Origin of the sequence: Desulfolutivibrio sp., from assembly GCF_036584575.1 — a bacterium.
Lineage (GTDB): Bacteria > Desulfobacterota > Desulfovibrionia > Desulfovibrionales > Desulfovibrionaceae > Desulfolutivibrio.
On record NZ_JAZHDB010000049.1, the window covers coordinates 1 to 26849 of the forward strand.

Sequence of the window (26849 nt, forward strand, 5' to 3'; positions counted from 1 at the left end):
ATGAGCGCTAGACCCTTTTGTGACATTTCATTGATCCACTGTTCTTCTTTTTCATAATCCCAGTAAGCTCATGCCGGGGCTTTAAAAGGTTTCCCCCCTGGCCGCCGGAGGCTTCCCCCTGGATTCTTACGCTCCAAGCGACGCTCCCACGGCTGCCGTCAAGGTCTGTTCGGCCACGGCCAGGGGGCCGTCGAGCGATCCGCCCGAGGCGTTTTTATGCCCGCCGCCGCCAAAGGACGCCGCCACGCGCTGCACGTCCACATCGCCCACCGAGCGCAGGCTGAACTTCACCCGGCCGTCCGGCAGTTCGCGCACGGCCACGGCCGCCCGCACGCCGCGCACCCGCAGCGCCCAGTTGACCAACCCGTCGCAGTCCTCGGCCGTGGCGCCGGTGCGGACCAGCGTCTCCTGGGAGATGGCGATGGAGCCGATGCGGCCGTCAAAGTGCTGCGTCATGCCGCCCATGACCTCGGACCACAACCGGATGCGGGAAAGCGACCACTGATTTTTCAGGCGGGCGTTGGTTTCGCCCACGTCGAGCCCGGCACGAAGGATGCGGGCCGCCAGTTCCAGGGTCTCGGGCCGGGTGGAGCCGAAGGTGAAATCCCCGGTGTCCGTGATCATGGCCACGTAGAGGCATTGCCCCAGGCCGCCGGTCAGGGGCACGCCGAGTTCGTCCGCCAGGGCCGCGACCATTTCCCCGGTGGAGGAGGCGGTGGTGTCCACCCAGTTCAGGGCCCCGAAGCCGGGGTTGCCCAGGTGGTGGTCGATGACGATGAGCCTTGCCGGGTCCAGGGCATGCTCCAAAGGCCCCAGGCGGGCGGCGTCGCCGCAGTCCAGGGCCACGGCGAAGCCGTAGGTCGTCGGCAGGGCGGTGGTCCAATGCCCGGGAATGTCCATCCAGGAAAACTGGCCGGGCAGGGGCGAGGCGTTGGCCATGGTGAAACGCTTGCCCAGCCGGGCCAGGATGTGTCCCATGGCCGCGGCCGAGCCCACGGCGTCGCCGTCGGGATTTTCGTGGGAGAGGATCGCGATGTCGTCGTGTTCGCGAAGGATGCGCGCGATATCACGCATCGGGGTGGGCATAGACCATGTCCTCAAGAAAGGTGTCGCGCGCAAAACGCAGTTCCGGAACGAATTTGATCTTGAGCCGGTGGCCCAAAAGTCCGCGCATATAGCCCTTGGCCTGCTCAAGCCCGGCGGCGGCCTGGGCCTGGCGTTTCTCGTCTCCGGTCAGGGTGTAGAGCACCTTGGCCACGCTTAAGTCGGTATTTAAGGCCACGCCGCTTATGGTCACCAGTTCGAGCCGGGGGTCTTTCACGTCTTCCACAAGCATCTGGGCGATTTCCCGCATAATCAGGTCGGAAAGCCGTGTGGAGCGCCGGGAGGTCGCCTGTTTCATAATCACTATCCTTGCCGACCCCGGGGGGCCGAGCCAGATCAGACCGGGTCAGACCGGGCCGGATCAGACCTGAATGATCTCGATGTCGTCGTAGACCAGTTCGGCCGCATCCATGGCCACGACCTTGTTGAGCGCCTTCTGCAAAAGCCCCTGCACCCGGGGGGCGTCCGGGGAGACGGTCACGGCGGCCAGGACCAGGGTGTCGTGGGCATCCTGGCGGGCGATCTCGCTTATGGCCACATTGAAGGTGTTGCGCAGCTTCTGCTTGAGGCTTAACGCCACGCGCCGTTTGCCCTTGAGCGAGTCGTTTCCGTGGAGCCGAAACTCCAGGGTCAGGATGCCGATGACCATGCTCCGACCACCGCCTTACAGGGTGTCCTTCTCCTCCACGGATTCGAAGGCCTCGATGACGTCGCCGATCTTGATGTCGTTGTAGTTCTCAAGACCCACGCCGCACTCGTATCCCTTGGTGACTTCCTTCACGTCGTCTTTAAAGCGCCTAAGCGAGGCCAGCTTGCCGGTGTAGACCACCACGCCGTCGCGCAAAAGGCGGATGCCCGCATTGCGGGTGAGCTTGCCGTCCAGGACGCCGCACCCGGCCACCAAGCCGATCTTGGGAACGCTGAAGGTGTCGCGCACCTCGGCCTGGCCGAGGTACTGCTCCCGGATGACCGGGGCCAGCATGCCGGACATGGCGTCTTTGATGTCGCCGACCAGCTTGTAGATAATGTCGTAGAAGCGGATGTCCACGTTCTCGTGGTCGGCCACGTCCTTGACCTTGACCGTGGGCCGCACGTTGAAGCCGATGATGATGGCCTGGGAGGCCGAGGCCAGAAGGATGTCGGACTCGGTGATGGCCCCGGTTCCGGCATGGATGACGTTGACCTTGACCTTGCCCGTGGACAGCTTGTTGAGGGCCTCGGTGATGGCCTCAAGCGAACCCTGCACATCGGCCTTGAGCACCAGGTTGAGCGTCTGGGCCTCGGCGTCGGGCCGCGAGGCCAGGAAGGTCTCCAGGGTGACCTTGGTGGCCTTGCCCAGCTCCCGTTCCCGCTGCTTGATGCCACGGGCGTCGGCGATGCGCCGGGCCACCTTGTCGTCCTCGACCCCGACGAACTCGTCGCCCGCCACGGGAACGCTCTCGAAGCCCTGGACCTCGACGGGCATGGCCGGGCCGGCCTCGCGAATCTTTTTGCCCTGGTCGTCGAACATGGCCCGCACCCGGCCGCTGACCACGCCGCATACGAAGGCGTCGCCCTGCTTGAGCGTGCCTTCCTGGATGAGGATGGTGCCGATGGGGCCGCGACCCTTGTCCAGCCGGGCCTCCACGATGTGGCCCCGGGAGCGCTTGGAGGGGTTGGCCGAAAGTTCGAGCACCTCGGCCTGCAAAAGGATCATCTCCAAAAGGGCGTCCAGGCCGATTTTCTGTTTGGCCGAGACGTTGGCGAAGATGGTCTCGCCGCCCCAGGCCTCGGGCACGAGACCCAGCTCGCCCAGTTCGCGCATGACCCGGTCGGGGTTGGCCTCGGGCTTGTCGATTTTGTTCACGGCCACCACGATGGGCACGCCTGCGGCCTTGGCATGGTTCACGGCCTCGCGGGTCTGGTCCATGACCCCGTCGTCGGCGGCCACCACCAGGACCACGATGTCCGTGACCTGGGCGCCGCGGGCGCGCATGGCGGTGAAGGCCTCGTGACCGGGGGTGTCCAGAAAGACGATCTCGCCGCGCGAGGTGCTCACATGATAGGCGCCGATGTGCTGGGTGATGCCCCCGGCCTCGCCGGAGGTGATGTTGGAGAGCCGGATGGCGTCGAGAAGCGAGGTCTTGCCGTGATCCACGTGGCCCATGATGGTGACCACGGGCGGCCGCGACCGCATATCCTCGGGGTTGTCGGCCTCGCGGTCGAGCAGGAAATCCTCTTCGGAAAAGCCAACCTTTTCCACTTCGTAGTCGAATTCGCCAGCGGCCAGGATGGTGGTCTCCACATCCAGGGACTGGTTGATGGTGACCATGGCCCCAAGTCCCAGAAGCACCTTGATGAGATCCTGGGCCTTGATGCCCATCTGCTTGGCCAACTCCGCCACCCGGATGGTCTCTTCCATGCGGATCTTGCGCTTGGCGGCCTTGAGCGGCTGGGTTCCGGCCTGGATCTGGGGCTGGACCGGATGGAAGTCCTCGCGCGGCTTTTTCCGCTTGAACGACTTGGCCCGGCCACCGGTGCGATCCTGGATATCGGGGGTCTTTTTCTTCTTGGCGGCGGCGCTTTTCCGGCGCGACTCCTCGGTTTCCACCGGGGTGGGGGCGAATTCGACGGTACGGCGGTCTTTTTTGCCCTTTTTCCGGCGCTCCTCCTCGGTCTCGGCCTTGGGAGCGGCGGTTCCCGGGGCGGCGGCGGGGGCCGCCGGGACTACGGGCTTGGGGTCGGGCATGGAGATGATGCGCACCTGGGGGGTGATCGGCTGCTCACGACGCGGCTTTTTCTTTTTGCCGGTCCGGGCCTCTTCCTCGGCCTGTCGCGCCGATTCGGACTGCGTCGCTTCGGCGCCTGCGGCCGCCTCGGCGGCGACGGGCTGTTCGGGCTTCTCTTCGGAGATCGCGTCCGCCGTGATGACTGGCTCGGCCTCGGCGGCGGATTCCTGATCGGTCGTCGCAGCGGCCTGCGCCATCTCCGTGGCGGCCTCGACTTCTTCCACGGCCTCCACCACGGCGGCCGTATCCATCTCGACGGGATGGGGCAGGGCGGGTTCCGGGGCCTCAGGTTCGGGGGCGGCGGGCTGGGAGATGATCCGGGCCTTGGTCTCCACCGGGGCCTGACGCGCGGGGCGCTCCTTTCGGGGCGCACGCTCCTCGGCATGATCGGCAGGGGCCTCTTCCGGGGCCTGCGGTTTGGCCGAAACCTCGACCACGGGAGGTTCGACGTCTTCGGGCTCGGCAGCCGCATGTTCCACCGGGGGAGTGGCGTCGGCCTCGGGGGCGGGCTCGGGCGTCTTGTCCCGGGCGGGCTTGCGCCGCCGGACGATAACGCCGGGCTGGACCTCGGTGTCGATGACCTGGGTCTTGCCCACAAGCGACCGCGCCTTGGCGCGCACCTGCAACACTTCCTCTTCGGTCAGGGCGCCCATCTGGCTTTTGGCCTGAAAGCCCAACTCTCGCAGGAATTGCAGGATTTCCTTGTTGCCGACCCCAAGTTCCTTGGCGAGGTCTTTCACCCGAATGCTGCTCACTTTGGCTTCCCCCTAACGTTTCCTGCCGCGCCCGGCGAATTTCTTGAATTTTTCCCGGCAGACGGGGTTGTCGCAGACATAATGCCCTCTGCCGTCCATGCGCATCTTTGCGTCATGGACCAGTTGCGGCGGCGCTGTCTCGGCCGTGGCCGGGCCGCCGGACGCCCGGGACCAATCAACATATCGGGACAGTCCGGCTTTGGGAAACCGGCCCCGGCATATCACACACATGCGCACGGGAACGTGCTTCCCGTCGCCGTTTCCATCCTCAGGCCCCGCAATACTCATGGGGGCGGCGTCCTATTCCCCGGGCCTGGCCGTCGCGTCGCCCTCGACTGCCGGGACGTCGTCCCCTGGGGCCTCCGCCGCATCGGCCGCATCGGCGGCCTCGGCGGCCGCGTCACCAGTCTCGTCGGCCGTCGCCACGGGTTCGTCGTCGGCCGCTTCGTCCATGGCCGTCGCGGCCTTGGGCTCGTCACCGGCCGCCTCGTCCAGAGCCGTCGAGGCCTCGGGCGCATCGCCCGTCTCTTCGGCCGGGGCCTTGGCCGGGGCCAGGAGTTTGAGGGCCAGCCGGATGTTGCCCATGCGCGTGGGGGTCATGCCCTCGATGCACGACATGGCCTCGTCGTCGGCCTCGATCATCTGCTCAAGCGAGGTGAACCCGGCGGACAGGAACTTCTCCACGGGCATCTCGGCTACGCTGGCCAGCTGTTCGAGTTCCTTGCGCGAGGCGTTGAGCTCCCCGAAGCGGGATTCGGTGAAAATATCGATCTTCCAGCCCAAAAGCTTGGCCGCCAGTTTGACGTTCTGGCCCTTGCGGCCGATGGCCAGGTTGAGCTGGTCGTCGGGAACCACGACCTCCAGGGTCTTTTCTTCCTCATCCACGATGATGCGCGAAACCGAGGCCGGGGACAGGGCGTTTCTGGCGAATCCGGCGATGTCCGGGCTCCAGACCACGATGTCGATGCGCTCGCCGCGCAGTTCCTGGACGATGTTCTGGATGCGCGATCCCCGGATGCCCACGCAGGCCCCCACCGGGTCCACGTCGCGATCCTTGGACATGACCGCCACCTTGGCCCGGGAGCCGGGGTCGCGGGACACGCCCAGGATGCGCACGGTGCCGTCGGCCACCTCGGGCACCTCGCGGGAGAAAAGGGCGCTCATGTAGTCGCCGTGGGTGCGCGACACGATGATCTGCGGGCCGCGTCCCTGGGGCAGCACCTCGATGATGAAGGCCTGGACGCGGTCGCCGCGCTTGTAGCGTTCGCGGGGAATCTGCTCTTCCTTGGGCAAAAGGGCCTCGGTGCGGCCGAGGTTGATGATCCAGCCGGAGCGGTCCCGGCGCTGGATGATGCCGCTGACGATCTCGCCCTTTCTGTCCTTGTATTCCTCGTAAATGATCTCCTGCTCGGCGTCGCGCATGCGCTGGATGATCACCTGCTTGGCCGACTGGGCCGCGATGCGTCCCAGATCCTCGATCTTGAGCTTGAACCCCATCTCGTCGTCGATCTGCACGTTGGGGTCGATGGCCCGGGCCTCCTCCAGGGTGATCTCCGCGTCCGGGTCTTCCACTTCCTCGGCGACCACCTTGAACTGGTAGACGTCGATCTCGCCCTGTTCCTCGTTGTAGCCCACCTCGAAATCCAGGTGATCCCCATATTTACGGGCCACGGAGGAGCGCACGGCCTCCTCAAGGGTGTCAACGAGGAGATCCCGGTCGATGCCCCGGTCTTTGCTTATCTGGTCGATTGCCTTTTTCAGCTCCATGCTCATGGGGTCACCTCCGAGGGTCCATGGAAATGTTCCTGGCCGGGATCGCCTGCCGCATCGGGAAAACGGTGCACCAGCCTGGCCTTTTTGACGTCGTTCCAGGCAAAGTCCACGGCGGTCTGTTTCGGTCCCGGATCGGCCGTCATGGTGAACGCCTCGCCTGCGGCGCCGGTCAGGAGTCCCCGGAACCGGCGACGCCCTAAGCGGGGCGTAAGAAGCGTCACCTCGATTTCACGGCCGATGTGCCCGGCGAGTTGGCCGGGCGTGAAAAAACGGCGCTCAATGCCCGGCGAGGAGACCTCAAGCACATAAGGGCCGGGCATGACGTCTTCCACGTCCAAAAGATATCCGGCGTGGCGGCTGACCGTGGTGCAGTGGTCCACAGTCACTCCGGCCTCGCGATCCATCTGCCCCTGGGCCGCCCGGGCCTCGGGGGACAGGTCGATGAAAATACGCAAAAGTTCCCGATGCCCGGCCGAGGTGAGTTCGATTCCCCAGGGGATGAGTCCCTCGGCGGCGAGAAACGGGGTGAGAAGCTTTTCGATCAGTTGGGCGCGTTCCTGGATGTCCATATATCCTATAAAATACGGGAAAGTCGGCTCGCGAGCCGTGGCCCGGCAAAAAAAAAGTGGACCCAACCCGCTGGTCCACCTCGTCTCGTCACACATAAAAACGCCAGGGTCGTCAGAGGCTTAGAAGCTGGAGCGGGCGACGAGGATCGAACTCGCGACACCAAGCTTGGGAAGCTTGTACTCTACCAGCTGAGCTACGCCCGCTCGAATTGATGAAATTACCCGGTGTGGAGTTTTTGTCAAGGGGCAAGATGCCCCTGAGGACGTCCGGAGGGCGGAAGCGGGGAACGCCCCGGCGGGGGAGGCTGCCTCCGGTTGGCGGAAGACGCCCCTTTGTCCGGTCAAGGGCAGGACGCTTCAGGGTTGCCTTTTTTGTCTGCGATGTATAGAAGTTTCTGGATGACGGCATGCCGCCCCAGGGCGGTGCGCCATGGAAAACAATCAACCCAAGGTTTTTTCATGGACCCTGACGGTAGTCGGCCCCGAAAGGCCACGCGGCGTTCGCGCCGCGACCAGACCCGGACCCGCGCCTTTTCACGGCCGCGAGGGATGTCCTGGTCGCTCCCGTTTCCGGACGGGTCCGACTAAGCCTTTCCCCTCCCGGTTCGCCAAGGGCGCGGCCAGTTCCGCAGCCTGTAATTCCCTGTGCAAGGGAGGCGAACCATGCCGAACACCCTTCTGGCGAAATTTCCCATGGCGACGTCCACCTCGGGCGTCTCCGGCGTTTCGCGTGATGATCGCCGGGACGCCGCCGACGTCACGGCCCTGATCCGCTGCGCCGCAAGCGGGGAGCATCCGGGCGTCGCGGCGCAGCGCCTGTGCGCCGCCTTCGAAAACTTCCGCCACGACGACTCCCCCGATCCCGGCAGTCCGGCCCAGCTGGCCCGGCGGGTGCTGGCGGCCCTGGCCCCCGAGCGACGGGCGGAGATCTTTGTCCACCTGACCGAGTCCGCCCAGGTGGCCACGGCCCAGGCCATGACCCGGCGCGAGGTCACGGCCCTGGTGTCGGCCATGCCCCACGATGACCGGGTGGATCTGCTCAAGCGCATTCCGGACGAATGCCGCCAGGCCGTGATGCCCGCCCTGGCCCAGGCCGAGCGCGAGGACATCCGCAGGCTGTCCTCCTACGCCGAGGGCACGGCCGGGGCGGTCATGACCTCGGAATACGCCTCCCTGAACCCGGAGATGACCGCCCGGGAGGCCATCGAGAAGTTGCGCCTGGAGGCCCCGGACAAGGAGACCATCTATTACGCCTATGTGGTGGACGCCGCCCGGGGGCTGACCGGGTTCGTGTCGCTCAAGGATCTCATCCTGGCCCGGCCCGAAAGCCGGGTGTCGGATCTGATGAACCGGGAGGTGATCTTCGCCCGGGCCGGAGACGACCAGGAAGAGGTGGTGAAAACGATCTCCCGCTACGACCTGCTGGCCTTGCCCGTGGTGGACGAGAAAGGGGTTTTGGTGGGCATCGTCACCCACGACGACGCCATGGACGTGCTGCACCAGGAACACACCGAGGACATGGAGAAATTCGTGGCCATCGGCGGCAGCCATGACGGCCAGGCCTACCTGCGCACCTCGGCCTTCGGGCATTTTCGCAACCGGGCCTTCTGGGTGGTGATCCTGGCCGCCCTGGGCCTGGTGTCCGGGCTGATCATCAGCTCCTTCGAGTCCACCCTGGCCAGTCTTTTGATCCTGACCCTGTACATGCCCATGATCGCCGCCGCCGGGGGCAACGTGGGCAGCCAGTCGGCCACGGTGGTCATTCGAGCCCTGACGCTTGGCGACGTGAAGCCCCGGGACGCGTTGCGGGTCTTTCTCAAGGAGTTCCAGGTGGCGGCCATGCTGGGCGGCATCCTGGCCCTTCTGGCCTTCGCCAAGGTGTCGTTTCTGTCGCACGGGGCGGTGTTGCCTGCGGGCGTGACCCTGGCCAAGGTGGGATTCGTGGTCGGCCTGGCGCTGTGCGCCCAGGTGGTCACGGCCACCATCCTCGGCGCGGCCCTGCCGATTTTGGCCGTGCGCCTGGGGCGCGATCCGGCCGTGGCCGCCAGCCCCTCCCTGACCACGCTTGTGGATATCACCGGCCTTCTGCTCTATTTTGGCGCGGCCCGGATCATTTTGGGCGTGTAGCCGTAGCGCGATACGACGCCGGGGCCGGACGATGGCGCATCGTCCGGCCTCTTTTTTTTGGTCCGCTCTACCTCCCATGACATTCGCCGTTGGTCCGCCCCTTGCATCCCCTCCGGTCGAGGAGGACTCCTTCCATGGACATGAGCATGTACAGCGCGCTTTTCGGGGCTTTAAGCAACGAAAACCGCCTCAATATCAGCGCCAACAATTTGGCGAACATCAACACCACCGGCTACAAGCGCGACCAGGTGTCCTTCCACGACACCTTCGTGCGCTACGCCCACGACTACCACCCCGACCCGCGCGGAACCATCCGTGAGGAACAGCTTCTGCCCGAGGCCGAGCTCATCGCCAAACCGCGCCTGTCCATGCAACAGATCGACTTCTCGCAGGGGGCGCTGCAGGCCACGGGCAACACCTTCGATCTGGCCATACAAGGGCCGGGATTTTTCCGGGTGCGCTCTCCCGACGGCGACTATCTGAGCCGCAGCGGGGCCTTTTTGCGCGGCCCGGACGGATCCCTGATGACCGACCAGGGCTATCAGGTGCTTGGTGAGGGCGGGGCCATCGACATCCCGGCGGGCAAGGTCATCACGGTGGCCGGAGACGGCCAGATCTCCGTGGACGGCGCCCCCGTGGGAACCCTGGACCTGGTGGCCGTGGCCGAGCCCGAGACCTTGGAGAAGTACGGGGCCAACCTCTACCGGGGCAACGGCGGCGCAGCCATCCAGGGGGAGGCCATCGATCCGGCCCTGACCCAGGTGGTGCAGGGCTATCTGGAAAAGCCCAACGTGGAGGTGGTTTCCGAAATGGTGTCCATGATCGAGACCCAGCGCACCTTTGAGGCCTATCAAAAAGTCATGACCAGTTCCCATGATCTCGACACTCGGGCGACCAGGATCGGTTCGGAAAAATAACGCAGGAGGTTGACGCGTATGATGCGTTCTCTTTGGACGGCCACTACCGGCATGGTGGCCATGCAGATGCAAATAGACACCATGTCCCACAACCTGGCCAACGTGAACACCATCGGCTTCAAAAAAAGCCGGGCCGAGTTCGAGGATCTCATGTACCAGACCCAGGCCGTGGCCGGCACCGAGATCGCCGGCGGCAACCGCCTGCCCACCGGCCTTCAGGTCGGACTTGGCGTGCGGCCCACCACGGTGCACAAGTTCTTCACCCAGGGCGATCTGCAAAATACCGGCAACCAGCTCGACATCGCCATCGAGGGCGACGGGTTTTTCCGGCTGGACGTCAACGGCCGCGAGCTCTACTCCCGGGCCGGTTCCTTCAAGCTCAACCAGGACGGCACCATCGTCTCGGCCAACGGCTATGTCCTGCAGCCTGAATTCGCCGTGCCCCAGGAAACCAAAAACATCACCATCACCGAAGGCGGACACCTGGCCTGCCTGGATGCGGACGGCGAGGAACTGGCCGGGGTGGACATCCCCATCTACACCTTCATCAACCCGGCGGGCTTAAGCGCCGAGGGCCGCAATCTCTATTCCACCACCGAGGCCTCGGGCGATCCCGAGGAACTCAATCCCGGCGACCAGAACGCGGGCATCCTGGTCCAGGGCTTCCTGGAGATGTCCAACGTGGAGCTTGTGGACGAAATGGTGGGGCTCATTGTGGGCCAGCGCGCCTATGAGGCCAACTCCAAGGCCATCACCACCGCCGACGGCATGCTCCAGACAGCGGTCAACGTGAAGCGGTAAAATACCATGAACAGCACGGGACGCATCTTTGACTCCGCCCGGGCCGCCATATTGGCGACGGTGGCCTGCCTGGGGGTCGTTTTCTGCGCACCGACGGCCCAGGCCGCCTGGATGCTGCGCATCCTCCCTGCGGCCTGCGCGGACGGCGAGAGGGTGACGCTTCGCGACATCGCCGCGCCCGATCCGGGATTTCCCGAGGACGCCTGGGCCATCCTGGGGGCCACGGCCCTGTGGGCCGCCCCCGCGCCGGGACAGTCCCAGACCCTGCCCGGGGCCGAACTGCCGGGCAGACTTCGGGCCTACCTGAAGGACGCCCCCGTGGAATACGTCCTGCCGATGCAGCTTATGGTGCGTCGGGGAGGGCGGGTGGTCCAGCGCACGGAACTGGAGAATCTCATCGTCGATTTCTTGACGCCGCAGCTGTCCGGATTGCCCGGACGGACATGGCTCAGCGGGGTGGAGACCCCGGAATACCTGTTTTTGGCCGAGCACGACCGGCTGGCCGTGGAAATGGCCGCCGGGAGCACGGCCAGCGGCCCGGGAGCGACGGAACTGCGGCTGTGCGTGACCGGCCCGGACGGTCGCACGGTCAGCAAGGTGGCGGCCAGGGCCGTGGTCAACCAGACGACCCGGGTGGCTGTGGCCAGGCGGCCGGTCAATCCCCGCGACGGGGTTTTGACTCAGGAGCTGGTGTCTTTCGAGGAACGCAACCTGGCCGGACTCCCCGGCCGCCCCTGGGACGGCACGGGCCTGCCCGTGCGCCTGGTGCGCGGCGTGGGGCAGGGACAGGTGGTGTTCGCCCAGGACGTGGAGCCCATGCCCGTGGTGCAAAAAGGCGACAAGGTTCTCCTGGTCTATGAAGGCGGCCGCATCCGGCTTCAGGTGGACGCCCTGGCCGAATCCGACGGCGCGCCGGGCGGACGGGTGACGGTGCGCAACTTGCAAAGTGAACGGAAAGTCATCGCCTCGGTGCGCGACAAGAACACCGTGGTCGTCACCGAAAGGTGATCAAGGGGGATATCCCATGAACCGTACAGCCATCCTGGCCCTGATCATATGCGTTACGTCGGCGGCGGGCTGCTCCTCGGCGAGCAAACGGCCCGCCCCGGCGCCGACTTTGTCCGAGCCGGTCTTCCAGGCCCCGCCCGCAGCGGAGAATCCGGGCTCCATCTTCAGCCAGTCCCAGGCCGGGTTTCTCTTCGAGGACAACCGGGCCCGGCGCATCGGCGACATCGTCATGGTCAACATCGTGGAGAACTCCCGGGGCAAGAACAAGGCAGAGACCAAGTCCGACAAGGATTCCACCGTGGACATCGGCGTGGCCAACTATTTCGGCAACCGCACCTTTGACGGTTCCCTCACCGGACAGCTCGGCGGTCCCAATTTCGGACTTATGGGGCCCGTCGGCTCGGACGCCATGGTCAAGGCCGGGACCAGCAACAAGTTCAAGGCCAAGGGCGAGACCAAGCGCGAGTCCGACGTCAGCGCCTCCATCGGCTGCCGGGTGGTGGCCATTTTGCCCGGCGGGGTGATGCAGTTGGAAGGGGCGCGTGAGACCAAGGTCAACGACGAGAACCAGATCATCGTGGTCCGGGGGCTGGTGCGGCCAACGGACATCGACCCGGACAACTCCGTGCCGTCCACGGTCCTGGCCGACTGCAAGATCGAATATTACGGCGAGGGCGTTCTGGCCGACCGGCAAAAGCCCGGCTGGCTGTCGCGCATCCTCGACAACGTGTGGCCGTTCTAACTCCTGCGCACGGACGCGGCAGGCGTTCCCGGACGACGGGAACAGGAATGAGAGAGGACGTTATGGGCGAGATCGTGATCGGAAGACGCGGCGACCGGATGACGGAGTCGGCCATGGGCCGGTGGATGGCGGCGGCCCTTTTCCTGTGCGCCTTCGTGTTGGGCGCGACCCAGGCCGTCCACGGCACGCGCCTCAAAGACATCGCCTCGTTTAGCGGCTCGCGCACCAACCAGTTGGTGGGCTACGGCCTGGTGGTGGGGCTGTCCGGCACGGGCGACAAGCGCGGTTCGGAATTTACCGTGCAGTCCATCTACAACATGCTCGACCGAATGGGCGTGCGCGTGGATAAGACCACGCTCAAGCCCAGAAACGTGGCCGCGGTCATGGTCACGGCCCAGATGCCCATTTCCTCCAAGGCCGGCACCCGCATGGACGTGACCATCTCCTCGCTTGGCGACTCGTCGAGCCTGCTTGGCGGGGTGCTTCTGGTCACTCCGCTCAAGGGCATCGACGGCAACATCTACGCCATCGCCCAGGGCTCGCTTCTGGTGGGCGGCGTGACGGCCTCGGGTGCGGCGGCCTCGGTCTCCAAAAACATCACCACCGTGGGCATGATCCCCGGCGGGGCCAACGTGGAGCGGACCATCCCCTTCGAGTTCAACCAGCAGGAGGGCCTGACGCTTAACCTGCAACATCCCGATTTTTCCACGGCCCAGCAGGTGGCCCAGAAGATCAACGACGCCATGGGCGGGGCCTTTGCCTCGGCCGTGGACGGCGCCACCATAAGCCTTGCCGTGCCCGACCAGCACAAGGGCAACCTGGTGCCGCTTCTGGCCAACCTGGAGAATCTGGAGATTCGGCCGGACAACCGGGCCCGGGTGGTGGTGGACGAAAAGACCGGCACCGTGGTGGTTGGCCTAAACGTCAAGCTGGCCCCGGCCGCCGTGACCCATGGCAATCTGCAGATCGAGATCCGCGAATCCGCCGACGTCTCCCAACCCCTGCCGTTCTCCGAGGGGCAGACCGTGGTGGTGCCGGAGACGGATATCGCCATGCAGGAAGACAACCGCAAGCTCAAGCTGGTGGAGGGCGCCAGTCTTCAGGAGCTGGTGCAGGGCTTAAACGCCCTGGGGGCCACCCCGCGCGACCTCATCAGCGTCCTGCGCACCTTGCAGACCTCGGGCTCCCTGCACGCCGAGCTGGAGGTCATGTAACATGTCCGTGGGCCTGGAGTCGTCGCTGTTGGTCGCGCCCGCCGAGGCAGGCGTGGATGTCCAGAACAAGCTGCGCATGGATTCCCTGGCCAGAACCCTCAATGCCGGAAATACGGACGAGAAGAAACTGCGCGAGGCCTGCCGGGGATTCGAAAGCGCCTTCCTGCAAAAGCTCATGACCCAGATGCGGGCCACGGTGCCCAAGGACGGCATGTTGCACAGCCCCTACGAAGACAAATACATGTCCATGTTCGATCAGGCCCTGGGCGACAAGCTGGCCGAGGCCGGCGGCATCGGGCTGGCGGACATGATGTATGCCCAGCTCAAGGAGCGGGTGGGGCGGGGCAAGGGCCAATCGGGCCAATCGGGCCAGACGGGCCAGACGGACCAGACGGGCGCCGGATCGGGGGCGCCGACAGGACCCGCCAAGGGCGCCACGTTGCCCGCCAACCGTCCCGTGATCGGAACGGGGCTGGACCACCTCCCCACGAAATCGGCCGGGATCCCGAGCGAGCCGCAGCGCATCGTGGCCGACCCTGTGTTGGCCCATCCCTCCCACTCCCTGTTTCTCTCCGCCAAGGACGCCGAAGGGACCGACGCCTCGCGTCCCGGCCGGGATCAGGCCGCCATGGAATTGGCGGCCCCGGTGAGCGGGACCATCACCTCGGACTTCGGCTGGCGTGGCGATCCGTTCACCGGCAAGACGGCCTGGCATGCGGGCATGGACATCGCCGCCCCCGAAGGGGAAGCGGTTGCCGCCTGCTGGGACGGCCAGGTCGTTTTTGCCGGGCAAAAGGGCGGCTACGGCAAGGCCGTGATCGTGGAGCATGAAGGCGGATGGCGTAGTGTTTACGGGCACTTAAGCAGCATCGACGTGCAGCAGGGAGAGGTTGTCGCCGCAGGCCGGAAAATTGCAGAAGTGGGAAGTACGGGACGATCCACCGGCCCCCATCTGCACTTTGAACTGCGATACGCCGGGGCCAGCGTGGATCCCATGCAGGTGGGAATCTATGCGGCGAACGTCGCATCGCAAGGCATAAACGAAGGCGCGGCGACGGCGGCGCGCTACAGCGGGGGAGGAAGTCATGACCTCGAGAATACTCGCCAGCCTGGACAGGCAGGAGAAGGCCCTGGCGCTTTTGGCCATGCTGCAGCAGGAAGAATTTACCCACCTGAGGGTGCTTGATCCCACCAAGGTGGCCGGACTCGAATTTTCCATCCATGAACTCCTGCGCCAGATTGCGGTGGAGCGAACCGATCTGCGCGCCATCTACGTGACGATTGTTCCCACCGCCAAACGCCTTTTCGACGTCATCCACACCTTCTCCGAGGACCAGCGCCAGCGCGCCCAGGCTTTGTATGAGGGCCTCGACCGCCGGGAGCAGGCCTGCGCCAGACAGGCCGAGCAGAATTTCAAGATGGCCCTGGGGTTTTATGATCAGAGCCGCTCCTGCGTCGAATTCATCCAGAAGCAGCTTGTCCCCACCAGGGACGTCTATACCGCTGCCGGTCGTTATGCCCGGGCCTCGTCCGAGCCGACGCTTTTGAGCGGGAGAATGTAATGCCCGGCATCAGCTCCATCCTCAATATCGCCCAAAGCGGGCTTCGCGCCTCGCAGCTGGCTATTGAGGTCACGGGCAACAATATCGCCAACGTCGATACCGAGGGCTACAGCAGGCAGGTGCTTCTTCTCGAAGAAGCCATGTCCATCAATTATTCGGCCGGGCAGTTGGGCACCGGCGTCCTGGCCACGCAGGTGGTGCGGCTGTTCGACAAGTTCATCGAACTGCAATACCTGGACAAGTCTTCCACGGCTGCGAGCTATGAGGCCGCCTACAACGCCCTGCAAAGCGTGGAGGCCCTGTTTAACGAATCCAATACCAGCGGCGTCAACTCCGCCCTGGCCCAGTTCCTCTCAGATCTCCAGGAATTGACCTTGAGTCCCGAAAACAGCGCCGTCAGGGAGGTGGTCATCGACGACGCCGAAAATCTGCTGAGCATGATCGCCCAGATGGATTCCGATCTGGCCTCCATTCAAAGCCAGATGGAAGACTACATCTCCCAGGATGTGGACCGTATCAACGATCTGTCCCAGGAGATCGCCGACCTCAACGCCCAGATCAATCAGAATACCGTGGAAGGCTCCAACAATCCCAACGCCCTCTACGACCTGCGCGACGTCAAGATCCGCGAATTGGCCTCCATCGTGGACATCCAGTACATCGACAACGGTTACGGCGACATCACCATCATGACCAAGGCCGGCCACACCATCGTGGACGGCACCTCGACCTTCACGTTCACGTTCGAGCAGGGAAAGACCACCAAACAGCTCACCCAGACCTCCACCTTCGACGGCCAAGCCTACTACGACGGTTCCGACGAATATGAATACACCCTGCAGGTGGTGGATGCCGGGAGCGTGACCAGCGGGGCCGGGGCCGCCACCTTCCGGGTGTCCCTAGACGGCGGCAAGACCTGGCTCAAGGACGACAACGGCGACGACATCCTCTATTCCGCCCGTCCCGAGGACGGCAAGGTGCAGGTCGGAGAGCTGGAGATCTGGTTCGGCGCAAGCGACAACCCCGACGATGCCCCGGTCGACGGAAATTTGAGCGAGGGCGACACCTTCACCCTGGTCCCCAAAAAGGCCATCTACTGGTACAAGGCGGCCGGCACGGCCATCAACGTCACCCCCCAGACCTACGCCAACGGCACGGAGAACACCGCGCGCATCACCGGCGGCTCCCTGGAGGGCTATTGCACCGTGCGCGACGTCAACGTCAGCGCCTACCGTGACCGTCTGGAGGCCTTTACCGAAAGCCTGGTGTGGGAGGTCAACCGCATCCATTCCCAGGGCGCGGGACTTTCCGCCTTCAGCTACGCCATGGGGTCGTATACCGTGGCCGATGCGGACATCGCCCTGGGCAGCGCCTCGTCGGGACTGGTTTTCGGGGACAAGCTCTCGTCCGGGGTTTCGAGCATGTATTTTTATGACGAAGCCACCGGCAACCTGGCCTCGGCGGCGTCCTTCGGCTACATCGACTTCGATCCCGTGGCCTCGGGGGCGCAGCCCTTCGACCCGGCCGTGCATAGCTTAAACGACGTGGTGGACGCCATAAACAATACCTTCGGGACCTTTTGCACCGCCCAGGTCATCAACGGAACCCTGTCCGTCACCGCCGACGCCGGCTACACCTTCGCCTTCGGCGAGGATTCGACCGGGCTCTATGCGGCTTTGGGCATCAATACGTTTTTCACCGGCTCCACGCCAAATGACGCCGCCGTCAACACCGTGGTGGCCAACGATTCGAATTTCCTCAATGCCGGGCACGTCAACGGGGCTGGCGAGATGAACACCGGCGACAACACCACGGCCCTGTCCCTGGCCGCGTTGTCCTCGACCCAGGTGACCATGTCCACGTTTTCCAGCGGGACCACCACCCAGACCCTGTCCGGATATTACAATTCCCTGGTGGGTCTGGTGGGCGTGGATACCCAGAACGCCGAGTACAACTATCTGTATCAGTCCGCCCTGGCCGATGAACTGGCCGCACGGCAGGACTCGGTTTCGGCCGTGAGCCTGGACGAGGAAATGTCCAACCTGATCCGGTTCCAGCAGTCCTACCAGGCGGCGGCCAAGCTCATCAGCACGGCCGACGAGATGTTTCAGACGATCCTTGGGATGAAGTCCTAGGGTTGCGTCCCTTAAAAAGACGCCAGTATTTTTTATGAAAAAACAAGTAGTTAAGATTTTCGGTTGAGAAAATCGTGTACGCCAGGTTCGAGGATAAGACCCTGGGGCGGGTACGAGAGGAGAGTCGTCATGATCATGCGCGTCACGCAGCGGGGGATGTATTCCAACGTCCTGCAGAATATGAACTCTTCCCTGGCCCAGCTCATGGAATCCAACATCCAGTCGTCGAGCCAACAGCGGATCAACAAGCCCTCCGACGATCCCATAGGCACGGTGCGGGTCTTAAACGGCCGCGACACCCTGTCCTCGCTTGGCCAATACCGCGAGAACATCTCCATGGCCGAGGGCTGGCTCAGTCTGGCCGACTCCACCATGACCTCGGTAAGCACCGTGCTCACCAGCATCAAGGAACTGGCCGAGCAGGCCTCCTCCGGCACCCTGACCGACGAGAACCGGGAGCAGATCAGTTATGAACTGCGCCAGCTTTTCGAGCAGCTCATCTCCCTGGCCAACACCACCTATCAGGGCAGCTCCATCTTTGCGGGGCAAAAGACCGATACCCCGGCCTTCGAGGAAACCCTGTGGATGACCACCAACGACGAGGCCCTGTCCGATACCTCCTTCACCATCGAGGGGGATTCGGACTCCACCATCCTGGTGCAGTTTTCCGAATCCGGAAGCCTGTCCGACGTACCGCCTCCGGCCTTCCGCTATTCCTCCGACGGCGGCGAGACCTGGACCGAGGGAACCTACAGCGCCACCGCCCCGGCCGGGCAGGTGCGCCTGGAGTTGGGTGATTCCGTCACCCTGGACCTGGACGCCACGGCCAGCGTCACGGCCAGCGAAGACGAAAACGACACGGACGGCACCTGGCTGTGGATACGCCCCACGGCCGTCTATCAGGGCGACGATGCCGACGCCTCGGAGGTCGACCCCCTCTACAACACCAGCGTCACGGGAACGGCCGACGGCACGTTTAAAGACAACGTCGTGGTCCGGGTGGACGAGGCCGTGGACATGTCGGCCTCCGGGGCCAGCTTCACCTATTCGTACAGTACCGACGGCGGGCTGACCTGGTCCGAAGGGCATACGTCGAGCAGCATCGCCTCGGGCAGCGCCATGCTGCCCATCCCCGGCGGGATATTGACCCTGACCAGCGACACCGGGGCGGCCATCCCGACCGGAGGGCAGTTTGTGGTGCGGCCGCGCACGGCGGACATCGACGTCCAGATCTCATCCAACCAGACCGTGACCATCAACGGCGTGGGCAAGGATATTTTCGGCGGCGTGTATGCCGATCCCTCGGGGGACGGCAGTAGCGAGGCGGTGACCATCAACGGCAGCCTGACCGCCAATGTGTTTGAAACCGTGGGCAAGCTTGTGGGCTACCTGGAGACCAACAACCAGTCGGGTTGCCAGCAGTGCCTGGCCGACCTGACCGACTCCCAGCAAACCATCCTCAATTATGCGGCCAGTGTGGGCGGCCGGGAAAACCGGCTGACGGCGGCGGATACCTTCCTGGAGAATCTCGAAGCCAATGTCACGGAGCAGGTGAGCAACGTGGAGGATGTGGATCTGGCGGCGCTTTTGGTGAAGATCGCCCAGCAGGAATTGGCGTATCAGTCCGTGCTCAAGTCCTCGGCCACCATTATGGAGCTGAGCCTGATGAACTACGTGTAGAGCGATGAGGCGTGCGCAGGGGGGCTGCGGAGAAAGACGCCAGGCCGGGAAATACGTGGGCGGGCAGCTGTTTCTGTTGACACGGCTCCCAAGTGGCGAATAGACATGCTGTCACGCGGACGGCGTTTGTCGCCTGAGCGAAACCTGTTTCCATCAAACGGGGCATTGATGCTCATACTTACCCGACGCCCGGGAGAAAGCCTGCACCTGGGCGATAACATCAAGATCACCGTGCTTGGCGTGCAGGGCAAGCAGATCAAGATCGGTCTCGACGTCCCGCACGACATGCAGGTCTATCGTGAAGAGGTGTACCTGCGGATTCTCGAACAGAACAGGCAGGCCATGCAGGCAAGCGACCAGGACGTTTTCGCCGCGGCGGACATATGGCACAAGAAAACGAAAGAATAATCCAGTCCCGGGTGGGAGAGGTGGGCGTGCCCCCGGAACGGGTCATCCGTTTCCCCAGGGGGCTGATCGGTTTCGAGCACCACAAGGAATTCACCCTCATTCATTTGAAGGAGGATTCGCCGTTTCATTTGCTGCAAAGCATGGACGATCCCAAACTGGGGCTTTTGGTGGCCGATCCGTACAGCTTCATGACCGAATACGAGGTGGTGGTCGGCGAGGCCGACCGACGAATCCTTGGGGTGGACGACCGGCGCAAGGTGGCGGTGTTCGTCACCGTGAGCATCCCCGTGGGACGTCCGGAACTGACCACCCTGAACTTAAGCGGTCCCCTGGTCATCAATTATGAAACGCGCATCGGGCTGCAGGTTCCCCAGACCGACGCCAAATATCCCAGCCATTTCATGCCCGGGTCGGCGACGGGCCAAAATGGAACGCCGTCCGAATCCGCCGAATCCTCCGGAGACGCCGAGGAGAAATAGGCCGTCGCGCGGGTTGCGGCGCCGACTGCGAAAATGACGAAGCCCCGGTTTTTCGAAACCGGGGCTTTTTTATCCGTCTGTCCCGGCCGTGCGCCGGGCTTTTTCCTGCGCGGTCAAAAAAACGGCGCCTCCCCCTCGCGGAAGGCGCCGCCGTCGTATCATGAAGCCGGAAAGGGTCAGGACAGAAGGTCGATCTCGGACAGAAGCATCTTTTCGGCGATCTTATGGGAATCGGGCTGGTATTCGCCGGATTCCACCTGGGCCTTGAGCTCCGCCACCCGATCCGCGCGCACGTCGGGCGAATCCTGGGCGTCGCGCACGGCCTGGGAGAAAAGCCTAGCGTCGCCAGAAAGGGTGACCGTGTCCGTGGAGCCGCTGGTCTGGCCGGACTTGCCGCCCTTGCCGCTCCCGGACACCTCCCCCGACTGGCCGGAACCCACCCGGGTCTGCCCGTAAAGCTTTCCTGTTCCGAAGATGTCGTTGATATCCATAATCGCCCCCTCCCGGAGACTCGCTCCGGTTGCACATCTTATCGGCTGCGCACCCGTGAAAGATTAGAGCATGGTGTCGTCAACTTTCTCCAGGGCCACTTCCCACAGCTTTTGCAGGAAGATGGTCCGGTTTTCCCCCGTCAGTTCCTCGGGGGGGGCATCCTCACGCAAAACGAAGATCTGCAAGTCCTGTTCCTCGGGGGGGTAGGCGTAGAGAAAACGTTCGCCGAAATCCTCCTCGATCTGCTCCTTGATGTCCGCCACCACGGGATTCTCGCTGCCGGTGACAATGAGATTCTCCATGATTTCGGCGGTCACCCGCTCCACAAGCTCGCGGCGCTTGGCCTCCCGGGAGATGGTCGCCTCGTCCTCGGCCCCGGAGGCGCGCAACATGCGGCGGTAGCGGGCCAACCGCCGGGCGGTGGTGGCCTGCTTGCCATAGGTGCGAAGCATGTTGCGGACGTCGTAGGCGGTGGCGGGCACGGTCTTTTCCTCCTCTCCCGTCATCTTTTATCGGCATAACCCCGGGCGTTCTTTAGCCCGCGCCCGTCAAAAAAGCCATGCCGGATTCCCGGCGCCGCGCCGTGGGCGGGCCTGAAAAGGGCCGGTCGCCACACTTCCCGGGCGATACATTTTATCATACACTTGGAGGCAAGGAAAACATACACATGCCGACAGAAGTCGCAAGCATCCTCCTCGTCTACAAGACCGACGCCCCCAAGGCCCACGCCCTGGCCCTGGAGATCGCAGGCTGGCTCTCCGACGCCGGCGTGGCCACGCTTTTGCGCGAAAGCCAGACCGACCCCGCCATCTGGCCCGTGCCGCGCGGCCGCGGCGCCGACCCGGCCCGGGAGCCCGATCTGGCCATTCTGCTCGGCGGCGACGGCACCCTTTTGAGCGAGGCCCGCAAAACGAAGGTGGGGCAGTTGCCTATCCTGGGCATCAACCTCGGCCGGGTGGGTTTTTTGACCTCCCTTGGCCCGAAAAACTGGCGACCGGCCCTTCGCGACATCCTGAAAAACGGCTTTCACAGCGTCACCCGCATGTGCCTGGATGTCTGCGTGGTCCGCGACGGGGAGCGGGTGTTCGCCTCCAGGGCCATCAACGACGCGGTCATCGGACGGGGGGCCATGGCCAGGCTTGTGGAGTTGCGCCTGGAATACGACGGGGAGTACGTCTGCGACCTGCGCGCCGACGGGCTCATCGTGGCCACCCCCACCGGGACCACGGCCTATTGCGTGTCGGCCGGCGGCCCCCTGGTGCATCCTGATCTGGACGCCTATTGCGTGACCCCGGTGTGTCCGTTCCAGACCGACCTGAAGCCGATGGTGCTGCCTTCCTGCGCCCCCATCATCGTGACCACCCTGGACACCGGGGCGGACATGCATCTGACGGCGGATGGCCAGGAGGGCTTCCCCCTGCGGACCAGGGATCAGATTCATGTGACCCGGTCCGCGCGCGGCCTGACCCTGGTGACCCTGCGCGAGGACACCTATTTCGAAAAACTTCGGCGCAAAGGCTTTGTCGGGCAACGATGATCGACACCTCAGACGCATCGTCCGGCGGGCGTTTTTCCTCGGCCCTGGACATCCGGTATGGCCGGGATCCCTATCTTGACGCCTGGATCCTGCATTTCATGACCGAAAACAGCATCGAATACACCATCGATCCGGCCAAAAACGCCTCTCCGGAGCAGTTGCGGTTTATGGTGTCGCTTGAGCCGGATCAGGTGTATGTGCCCTGCACCGACGAGATGCTGACGTATCTTTTGGACAAGCGCCTGGAGCCGCCGCTTCTGCGCCAGTACAACGAGCGTTGGGACCGCATCGTGCGCCTTATCGAAGACTGCAAGGCCGACGACTACACCAAAAAGCGGGTGATGGCTCTGTGCGAGCATAAATACCGCCAGGCCCTGACCCATCCCACGCTTATTCCTTCGCGGCTCATGAAACGCCTCAACACCATTTTCCTGACCCAAAGCGGCCAGGACGACCCCAGCCGGGAACGCAAGCGCCTGCTCAACCGCCGGGCCTTCGCCTTCGTGCAGCGGCCGGAGTTCAAGGATCTGCTGTATGCCTGCCCGGGGGAGGTGATGGCCTGCCGCACTATTCCGGACATGCGTTTTGAGCTCAACAGCCTGGAGCTCAAACGGCTTTTTTCCCTGTCCTGCTGGCCGCGCATCTGGGACCAGGACGGTCCTCCCCCGTCCCGCGAGGAACTGGCCCGGGAGATGGCCGGCGGAACCGAGGCCTTCGAGGCCCTGCGCACCCTCGTCGATCCCCACCGCCACGGCGAGATGAAGATTTTGTACCTGCCCGACGTTTCCGGGGGATTTGTCATCGACCTGCTCTTCATCCGCACGCTGTTGCGCATGGGGCACCGGGTGATCGTGGCCCTCAAGGAGGGGTTTTATTTCGACGCCCCCACCTTCTGGGACGCCGAGGAGGATCCCCTTTTGACCAGCGTCCTGGCCGGGGCCTATTTTCTGGAGGACAATCGGGCCGGGAAAAACGAACTGTTGCGCATCATCCGGGAAAATCCCCTGGTGGTCATCTCCGACGGCACCCGGGAGCGCCTGAACCTGCACCGGGTCAGCGTGACCTTCGCCCGGACCTGGAAGGAGGCGGATCTGGTCATCGCCAAGGGGGAGTTCAACCACCGCCGCCTGCTGCTGACCAGCCACCAGTTCACCCGGGACATCCTGAGTTTTCGCCGGGACCGCGAGGGGGGATTCCACCTGGAGCTGAAGAAAAAAGCCCCGGGCATCCGCAAATTCACCGAGGCCGACATCAAGGCCAAGGCCGAGGAGATCATCCAGGGCATGCGTTCGGCCCGGCTGTCCGGGAAAAGCGTCATGTTTTACAGCGCCATCATCGGCAGCATCCCGGGACAGACCAAAAAGGCCATCGCCGTGGTCAACGCCTTCATCGCCCATCTGCGGGAGCGTCTCACCGGGACCATCATCATCAATCCCGCCGAACATTTCGAGGAGGGCATGGACGCCGACGACCTGATGTTCATGTGGGAGCGGGTGCAGCGGTGCGGGCTGATCGACGTGTGGCGTTTCCAAAGCCATTCGGACATCGAAAAGAGCTTCGAACTGATGGGCCAGCCCGTGCCCCCGGCCTGGGCGGGCAAGGACGCCACGTTTTCCACGGGCTGCACCAAGGAAATGCACATCGCCCTGTCCATGCAGTCCAAGCAGCCGGAGCTCCAGATCATCGGTCCCGAACCGGAGAAGTTTTTCCGCCGTCGCGAATACGGCGTGGGCAAGTTCTGCGACGCGGCCATCCCCTGCGAATAGTCGGCATCGGGTTGATGTCCATGGCGGTCCCGGCGCGTCAGTTTGAGGAGGGCCTTCACCTTCCCGGTTGGCTCGCCCGCTGGTGGGCGTCGACCTCAAAATCAAGGCCCGCCGGATCATCCGTGGAGGGGAAGGCCTCTCGGGCGAAGACGGCGAGGACATTCCGTTCTCGACCGACGCCCTGAGCGCCATGGGCGAGAGACATTCCGGCGTGATTGCGGGTGCGTTCCCGGCCCTTGGGCTACAGGAAGACCTTGTAGGAGAACTTCAGGGCCTCCCCCAGCTTCTTCGCTGCGGCCTTCCCGATGGGGCGCTTGTCGTTCTCCATGCCGGAGATGCTCGGAATGGGAATCCCTGTGGCCTCGGAAAGCTGCTTTTGGGTCATGCCCATGAGCGTGCGCGCGCCGCGCAAGAGGGAGCCCGGCGAAGACCTCGGGAATACCTCTTCGAGTGGGACACTCGCGGCCGACGCCTCTTCAATTGCCAATTCGACGGCCCCCAGGCGGTTCCCAGGGACCACTACATGCACGTCCCACATCCCGTCAGTACGGGGCGTTTTCGTGAGTTCCAACATAAACCACCTCCACCACTCGGATGGAATTTTTTTCGATTTCCCAAACCACAACGTAGACCGGGCGGCCCTTGTTCAGGTGGCAGTGATACACTTCCCCGGGCCTGTTTTTCAACTTCCCAAAACGAGGCCTGTCTGGATGAATTGGCCCCGTCTCTTGAATGTCCAGGAGCAGGGCTTCAAGCCTCTTCGCAATCAGCCCGGGCAACTTCTTGGCCTGCTTGGCCGCCTTGCGGGTAAATGTCACCGTCCATTTCATGAATGTATGTTGACATTTTCTGTGAACCTGTCAACCCCAAAATCCGGCCCGCTCCAAAAAAGTCAAGAAGAATTTGCCACCAGCAAAACCTTTGCGTACCTCCGAACAAAAAGGAGATACGGGATGAAGATTGCTTGGTTTTTGATCGTGGCTATAGCCTTGAGCGCCGGGGGCGTTGGTGCCCAAAATGTTTATGATGGATGCAAGCAGCCGTGGGGGACTGACCTGGGTAAGAACGCTGATTTTGTGGAGGAGTCTCAAGTTGAGAGTGGAGGGAATACGTATACGCCACCAGCCGGGCTGAAATATTATACAAAGAAGAGTCCAATGCCTGGGCCGCTGGACGGGACAAAGGTTTATTATGAGGTTGTTGACGGAAAATTCGGATCCATCAGAGCCACTGTTAAGGGCGGGAGCGGAAATACATACAGCAATATTGTCGATTTTTTGAAATTAACATGCCAATGTAATGTGACGACAAACAAATTTTACTGGTCGGCAAAATGCTTCGATGGGATCACTGCATGGGTTGGTAACGGGGCGAATGTGGTATTGTGGATTGAAAACGACGCACTGGCCGCAAAGGCGCGGGCGTATTTAAAGTAAGTTTGCGGGCCAGAAAGCCCGGCCCGCAAACGAAAGTCAAGAAAAAAACACGGAGGGAATCTGTTGGATAGAAACGCGGTCCTTGAGGTCACGTTTGATGGCAAACTGGTCTTCTCCTACGACGAAGAGGGGAACGCGCTCATGTTCGTCAATAGGGAAAGGGGGCATGTCGTGGAGCCGGTCCTGGCCCACGTGAGAGATGCAACGGCATGGCTGGAAAAATCACTCCCGGGAGATGGAGACGACAAGTTTGGCGGGAGCTGATCGCCTTCCCGTGGATACGCTGGCGGATATCTTCCCGGCGCTATCAGAAAACAACAGCAGGTCGATTTTCGCGGTTTCACCGGGCTGGACAAGATGATCCTGGATTCTCTCCCTGGTGTCTGATTTGGTGTGCGGGGCAACTCGGCCCGTGCTGGGGGCATATTCCCCTGGCGTCGCGAACGCGCCTCCCTCCACTACAATCTTACCAATCAGTGCGGGCCGTGCTCCCCCGTTCACGAGAAAGGCCCTTACCGAAGACGCGCCCGGCTTGATTGTTGAACGGTCCAAGGAAACATGAAGCTTGTCCCCGCGTGCTTGCCGCGCCCAAGATAGGATGCTGAAGGCCGCCGCAAGCACGGCCCCCACTGCGGCGATGGTTCCTTCAATCGTAAAACGGAATGGGTCTGAGTCCACGGCAGCCTCCAGAAAATCAAGGGAAAAGCTCCGCGAGAAATCCACGGGGCTAGGGGGGGGCATCCGCCCAGCAGGGTTGCCAAAGGGTGGCGCGCCACCTCCTATTACTGAAACAGGCCAATATATGTCACTATGTAAGGGCCTGGGTCTGTGGCCCTGGTTGCTCCAAGAATAAATGTTTTCCCTCCAGATTTATACTTTTTGAATGCAATTATCTTCCCTTTTGAAGTGTCAATCATCTGCGACACAATTGATTCACGCGGAAGAACAGCAACAATGTCATCGTACTTCATGCCTATATAAATTGCCTTCTTGCCAACAGTAACAGACTCGACGAGCTTCACTTTCCCAAAATCAGAAGGGTCAAGCTCTGGGAATGGGTTTGCAAGTTGCGCCAGAACCACCTGTTGAAAACACAAACCAACGCAAAACACCACGAAAGCAGCTTTCAGCATTATCGACCACCTCTTTTCCGCCCCGATACCAGGAATCTGAACCCCGGGGCAACCCTCCGCATCCACGCATTCTCGGTTTTCACCAACAAGGGAGACGAGAATGCCCGGCATCCGCATAGACGTAAGCACCTCCGGCGCGCAGGCCAACACCAAGGCCCTCTGGGAAGAGCTTCGTCGTCTGGGGGGAGCAGGGGAAGCTGACCGAACGTGAGGTGAAAGAGCGCGGCGCGCGTCACTCGGCCATGGAAGCCGACATGAAAAAGGCCTCCACGGCCGCCCGGTCCACGGGGTCGGCCTGCATATGGCCGTCACCGAGAGCAGACCGCCCTGGCCGAGGTCGAGGCCGTGGAAGCAGGGTACGGGATGCCGGGTTTGTAGTCCGCTTTTGTAGTCCGCAAAAATCAAGGGCTTACGATTTTCATCGTAAGCCCTTGTTCTTTTTT

Annotated in this window: 28 protein-coding genes and 1 tRNA gene; 16 read left to right on the forward strand and 13 right to left on the reverse strand. The window is 63.2% G+C overall.

From position 1 onward, the window contains the following. Positions 1 to 126 precede the first annotated feature (126 nt). The 8 genes from V3572_RS03790 to V3572_RS03825 form a co-directional block, all read right to left on the reverse strand. The gene (locus V3572_RS03790) at positions 127 to 1086 is read right to left on the reverse strand and encodes a DHH family phosphoesterase (protein ID WP_332109644.1); all 960 of its coding nucleotides are present in this window, start codon (positions 1084 to 1086) and stop codon (positions 127 to 129) included. Next, complete coding sequence (gene rbfA, locus V3572_RS03795; protein ID WP_332109645.1) at positions 1067 to 1402, reverse strand: 30S ribosome-binding factor RbfA; 336 nt, start codon at positions 1400 to 1402, stop codon at positions 1067 to 1069. Before rbfA ends, V3572_RS03790 begins: the two co-directional genes overlap by 20 nt. A 63-nt stretch (positions 1403 to 1465) precedes the next feature. Further along, complete coding sequence (locus V3572_RS03800; protein WP_163302507.1) at positions 1466 to 1753, reverse strand: DUF503 domain-containing protein; 288 nt, start codon at positions 1751 to 1753, stop codon at positions 1466 to 1468. A 15-nt stretch (positions 1754 to 1768) separates the two neighbouring features. Beyond that, positions 1769 to 4627, reverse strand: coding sequence for a translation initiation factor IF-2 (gene infB, locus V3572_RS03805; protein WP_332109646.1), 2859 nt, complete (start codon positions 4625 to 4627; stop codon positions 1769 to 1771). A gap of 12 nt (positions 4628 to 4639) precedes the next feature. Beyond that, a complete protein-coding gene (locus V3572_RS03810; protein WP_332109647.1) occupies positions 4640 to 4915 on the reverse strand; it encodes a YlxR family protein in 276 nt (91 codons plus the stop codon). Positions 4916 to 4927: 12 nt separating this feature from the next. Continuing rightward, positions 4928 to 6400 (reverse strand): transcription termination factor NusA, encoded by a 1473-nt coding sequence (gene nusA, locus V3572_RS03815; RefSeq protein WP_332109648.1) that lies wholly within the window; start codon positions 6398 to 6400, stop codon positions 4928 to 4930. Then, positions 6397 to 6969, reverse strand: a complete 573-nt coding sequence (rimP, locus tag V3572_RS03820; RefSeq protein ID WP_332109649.1) for a ribosome maturation factor RimP — start codon at positions 6967 to 6969, stop codon at positions 6397 to 6399. Before rimP ends, nusA begins: the two co-directional genes overlap by 4 nt. A gap of 128 nt (positions 6970 to 7097) precedes the next feature. Continuing rightward, positions 7098 to 7173: transfer RNA gene (locus V3572_RS03825), tRNA-Gly, on the reverse strand. Between the two features lie 459 nt (positions 7174 to 7632). Between V3572_RS03825 and mgtE the strand changes: the two genes are divergently transcribed. The 12 genes from mgtE (at position 7633) to fliW (ending at position 20042) form a co-directional block, all read left to right on the forward strand. Then, complete coding sequence (gene mgtE / locus V3572_RS03830) at positions 7633 to 9096, forward strand: magnesium transporter (protein ID WP_332109650.1); 1464 nt, start codon at positions 7633 to 7635, stop codon at positions 9094 to 9096. 134 nt (positions 9097 to 9230) lie between these two features. After that, positions 9231 to 10013, forward strand: a complete 783-nt coding sequence (gene flgF, locus V3572_RS03835) for a flagellar basal-body rod protein FlgF (protein WP_332109652.1) — start codon at positions 9231 to 9233, stop codon at positions 10011 to 10013. A gap of 18 nt (positions 10014 to 10031) precedes the next feature. Further along, on the forward strand, positions 10032 to 10814 hold the full coding sequence (gene flgG / locus V3572_RS03840; protein WP_332109653.1) for a flagellar basal-body rod protein FlgG: 783 nt from the start codon (positions 10032 to 10034) through the stop codon (positions 10812 to 10814). Positions 10815 to 10820: 6 nt separating this feature from the next. After that, a complete protein-coding gene (gene flgA / locus V3572_RS03845) occupies positions 10821 to 11822 on the forward strand; it encodes a flagellar basal body P-ring formation chaperone FlgA (RefSeq protein WP_332109654.1) in 1002 nt (333 codons plus the stop codon). A gap of 16 nt (positions 11823 to 11838) precedes the next feature. Continuing rightward, entirely contained in the window at positions 11839 to 12564 is a 726-nt protein-coding gene (locus V3572_RS03850; RefSeq protein WP_332109655.1) for a flagellar basal body L-ring protein FlgH, read from the forward strand. Between the two features lie 125 nt (positions 12565 to 12689). Further along, positions 12690 to 13778, forward strand: a complete 1089-nt coding sequence (locus tag V3572_RS03855) for a flagellar basal body P-ring protein FlgI (RefSeq protein WP_332109671.1) — start codon at positions 12690 to 12692, stop codon at positions 13776 to 13778. Position 13779: 1 nt separating this feature from the next. After that, entirely contained in the window at positions 13780 to 14964 is a 1185-nt protein-coding gene (locus tag V3572_RS03860) for a peptidoglycan DD-metalloendopeptidase family protein (RefSeq protein WP_332109656.1), read from the forward strand. Further along, positions 14864 to 15340: a flagellar export chaperone FlgN gene (flgN, locus tag V3572_RS03865; protein WP_332109657.1), complete on the forward strand. Its 477-nt coding sequence runs from the start codon at positions 14864 to 14866 to the stop codon at positions 15338 to 15340. Before V3572_RS03860 ends, flgN begins: the two co-directional genes overlap by 101 nt. Further along, the gene (gene flgK / locus V3572_RS03870; RefSeq protein WP_332109658.1) at positions 15340 to 17475 is read left to right on the forward strand and encodes a flagellar hook-associated protein FlgK; all 2136 of its coding nucleotides are present in this window, start codon (positions 15340 to 15342) and stop codon (positions 17473 to 17475) included. The genes flgN and flgK overlap by 1 nt, the downstream gene beginning before the upstream one ends. A 129-nt stretch (positions 17476 to 17604) precedes the next feature. Next, positions 17605 to 19155, forward strand: a complete 1551-nt coding sequence (flgL, locus tag V3572_RS03875; protein ID WP_332109659.1) for a flagellar hook-associated protein FlgL — start codon at positions 17605 to 17607, stop codon at positions 19153 to 19155. Between the two features lie 168 nt (positions 19156 to 19323). Continuing rightward, the gene (csrA, locus tag V3572_RS03880) at positions 19324 to 19563 is read left to right on the forward strand and encodes a carbon storage regulator CsrA (protein ID WP_163302624.1); all 240 of its coding nucleotides are present in this window, start codon (positions 19324 to 19326) and stop codon (positions 19561 to 19563) included. Then, entirely contained in the window at positions 19539 to 20042 is a 504-nt protein-coding gene (fliW, locus tag V3572_RS03885; RefSeq protein WP_332109661.1) for a flagellar assembly protein FliW, read from the forward strand. Before csrA ends, fliW begins: the two co-directional genes overlap by 25 nt. A 176-nt stretch (positions 20043 to 20218) precedes the next feature. Here the strand turns inward: fliW and flgM are convergent, their stop codons facing one another. Beyond that, complete coding sequence (gene flgM / locus V3572_RS03890; RefSeq protein ID WP_332109662.1) at positions 20219 to 20533, reverse strand: flagellar biosynthesis anti-sigma factor FlgM; 315 nt, start codon at positions 20531 to 20533, stop codon at positions 20219 to 20221. A gap of 63 nt (positions 20534 to 20596) precedes the next feature. After that, positions 20597 to 21016: a DVU0524 family FlgM-associated protein gene (locus tag V3572_RS03895; RefSeq protein WP_332109663.1), complete on the reverse strand. Its 420-nt coding sequence runs from the start codon at positions 21014 to 21016 to the stop codon at positions 20597 to 20599. Between the two features lie 185 nt (positions 21017 to 21201). Between V3572_RS03895 and V3572_RS03900 the strand changes: the two genes are divergently transcribed. Together V3572_RS03900 and V3572_RS03905 are read left to right on the forward strand one after the other, a co-directional pair. Further along, positions 21202 to 22071, forward strand: a complete 870-nt coding sequence (locus V3572_RS03900; protein WP_332109664.1) for an NAD(+)/NADH kinase — start codon at positions 21202 to 21204, stop codon at positions 22069 to 22071. Then, positions 22068 to 23837, forward strand: a complete 1770-nt coding sequence (locus tag V3572_RS03905; RefSeq protein WP_332109665.1) for an ARMT1-like domain-containing protein — start codon at positions 22068 to 22070, stop codon at positions 23835 to 23837. The genes V3572_RS03900 and V3572_RS03905 overlap by 4 nt, the downstream gene beginning before the upstream one ends. 241 nt (positions 23838 to 24078) lie before the next feature. Here V3572_RS03905 and V3572_RS03910 read toward each other — a convergent pair whose 3' ends face one another. Next, positions 24079 to 24249: a helix-turn-helix domain-containing protein gene (locus tag V3572_RS03910; protein ID WP_332109666.1), complete on the reverse strand. Its 171-nt coding sequence runs from the start codon at positions 24247 to 24249 to the stop codon at positions 24079 to 24081. Between the two features lie 130 nt (positions 24250 to 24379). Further along, on the reverse strand, positions 24380 to 24667 hold the full coding sequence (locus V3572_RS03915; protein WP_332109667.1) for a type II toxin-antitoxin system RelE family toxin: 288 nt from the start codon (positions 24665 to 24667) through the stop codon (positions 24380 to 24382). Positions 24668 to 24790: 123 nt separating this feature from the next. On the opposite strand from V3572_RS03915, the gene V3572_RS03920 reads away from it, so the two are divergent. Further along, entirely contained in the window at positions 24791 to 25273 is a 483-nt protein-coding gene (locus tag V3572_RS03920) for a hypothetical protein (protein ID WP_332109668.1), read from the forward strand. Positions 25274 to 25336: 63 nt separating this feature from the next. Beyond that, a complete protein-coding gene (locus V3572_RS03925) occupies positions 25337 to 25537 on the forward strand; it encodes a hypothetical protein (protein WP_332109669.1) in 201 nt (66 codons plus the stop codon). Positions 25538 to 26055: 518 nt separating this feature from the next. Here the strand turns inward: V3572_RS03925 and V3572_RS03930 are convergent. After that, positions 26056 to 26523, reverse strand: coding sequence for a hypothetical protein (locus V3572_RS03930; RefSeq protein WP_332109670.1), 468 nt, complete (start codon positions 26521 to 26523; stop codon positions 26056 to 26058). Positions 26524 to 26849 lie beyond the last annotated feature (326 nt).

Excerpts from the sequence above, each read along its gene's own strand:
- V3572_RS03860 (WP_332109656.1), top strand. The coding sequence starts at position 13,780 with ATGTCCGTGGGCCTGGAGTCGTCGCTGTTGGTCGCGCCCGCCGAGGCA.
- V3572_RS03790 (WP_332109644.1), bottom strand. The coding sequence starts at position 1,086 with ATGCCCACCCCGATGCGTGATATCGCGCGCATCCTTCGCGAACACGAC.
- flgL (WP_332109659.1), top strand. The coding sequence starts at position 17,605 with ATGATCATGCGCGTCACGCAGCGGGGGATGTATTCCAACGTCCTGCAG.
- flgA (WP_332109654.1), top strand. The coding sequence starts at position 10,821 with ATGAACAGCACGGGACGCATCTTTGACTCCGCCCGGGCCGCCATATTG.
- V3572_RS03930 (WP_332109670.1), bottom strand. The coding sequence starts at position 26,523 with ATGCGGATGCCGGGCATTCTCGTCTCCCTTGTTGGTGAAAACCGAGAA.
- flgM (WP_332109662.1), bottom strand. The coding sequence starts at position 20,533 with ATGGATATCAACGACATCTTCGGAACAGGAAAGCTTTACGGGCAGACC.
- flgF (WP_332109652.1), top strand. The coding sequence starts at position 9,231 with ATGGACATGAGCATGTACAGCGCGCTTTTCGGGGCTTTAAGCAACGAA.
- nusA (WP_332109648.1), bottom strand. The coding sequence starts at position 6,400 with ATGAGCATGGAGCTGAAAAAGGCAATCGACCAGATAAGCAAAGACCGG.
- flgK (WP_332109658.1), top strand. The coding sequence starts at position 15,340 with ATGCCCGGCATCAGCTCCATCCTCAATATCGCCCAAAGCGGGCTTCGC.
- fliW (WP_332109661.1), top strand. The coding sequence starts at position 19,539 with ATGGCACAAGAAAACGAAAGAATAATCCAGTCCCGGGTGGGAGAGGTG.
- V3572_RS03810 (WP_332109647.1), bottom strand. The coding sequence starts at position 4,915 with ATGAGTATTGCGGGGCCTGAGGATGGAAACGGCGACGGGAAGCACGTT.
- rimP (WP_332109649.1), bottom strand. The coding sequence starts at position 6,969 with ATGGACATCCAGGAACGCGCCCAACTGATCGAAAAGCTTCTCACCCCG.
- flgN (WP_332109657.1), top strand. The coding sequence starts at position 14,864 with ATGACCTCGAGAATACTCGCCAGCCTGGACAGGCAGGAGAAGGCCCTG.
- V3572_RS03900 (WP_332109664.1), top strand. The coding sequence starts at position 21,202 with ATGCCGACAGAAGTCGCAAGCATCCTCCTCGTCTACAAGACCGACGCC.
- V3572_RS03850 (WP_332109655.1), top strand. The coding sequence starts at position 11,839 with ATGAACCGTACAGCCATCCTGGCCCTGATCATATGCGTTACGTCGGCG.
- rbfA (WP_332109645.1), bottom strand. The coding sequence starts at position 1,402 with ATGAAACAGGCGACCTCCCGGCGCTCCACACGGCTTTCCGACCTGATT.
- V3572_RS03915 (WP_332109667.1), bottom strand. The coding sequence starts at position 24,667 with ATGAAATGGACGGTGACATTTACCCGCAAGGCGGCCAAGCAGGCCAAG.
- V3572_RS03920 (WP_332109668.1), top strand. The coding sequence starts at position 24,791 with ATGAAGATTGCTTGGTTTTTGATCGTGGCTATAGCCTTGAGCGCCGGG.
- V3572_RS03800 (WP_163302507.1), bottom strand. The coding sequence starts at position 1,753 with ATGGTCATCGGCATCCTGACCCTGGAGTTTCGGCTCCACGGAAACGAC.
- flgG (WP_332109653.1), top strand. The coding sequence starts at position 10,032 with ATGATGCGTTCTCTTTGGACGGCCACTACCGGCATGGTGGCCATGCAG.
- V3572_RS03905 (WP_332109665.1), top strand. The coding sequence starts at position 22,068 with ATGATCGACACCTCAGACGCATCGTCCGGCGGGCGTTTTTCCTCGGCC.
- V3572_RS03855 (WP_332109671.1), top strand. The coding sequence starts at position 12,690 with ATGGCGGCGGCCCTTTTCCTGTGCGCCTTCGTGTTGGGCGCGACCCAG.
- csrA (WP_163302624.1), top strand. The coding sequence starts at position 19,324 with ATGCTCATACTTACCCGACGCCCGGGAGAAAGCCTGCACCTGGGCGAT.
- mgtE (WP_332109650.1), top strand. The coding sequence starts at position 7,633 with ATGCCGAACACCCTTCTGGCGAAATTTCCCATGGCGACGTCCACCTCG.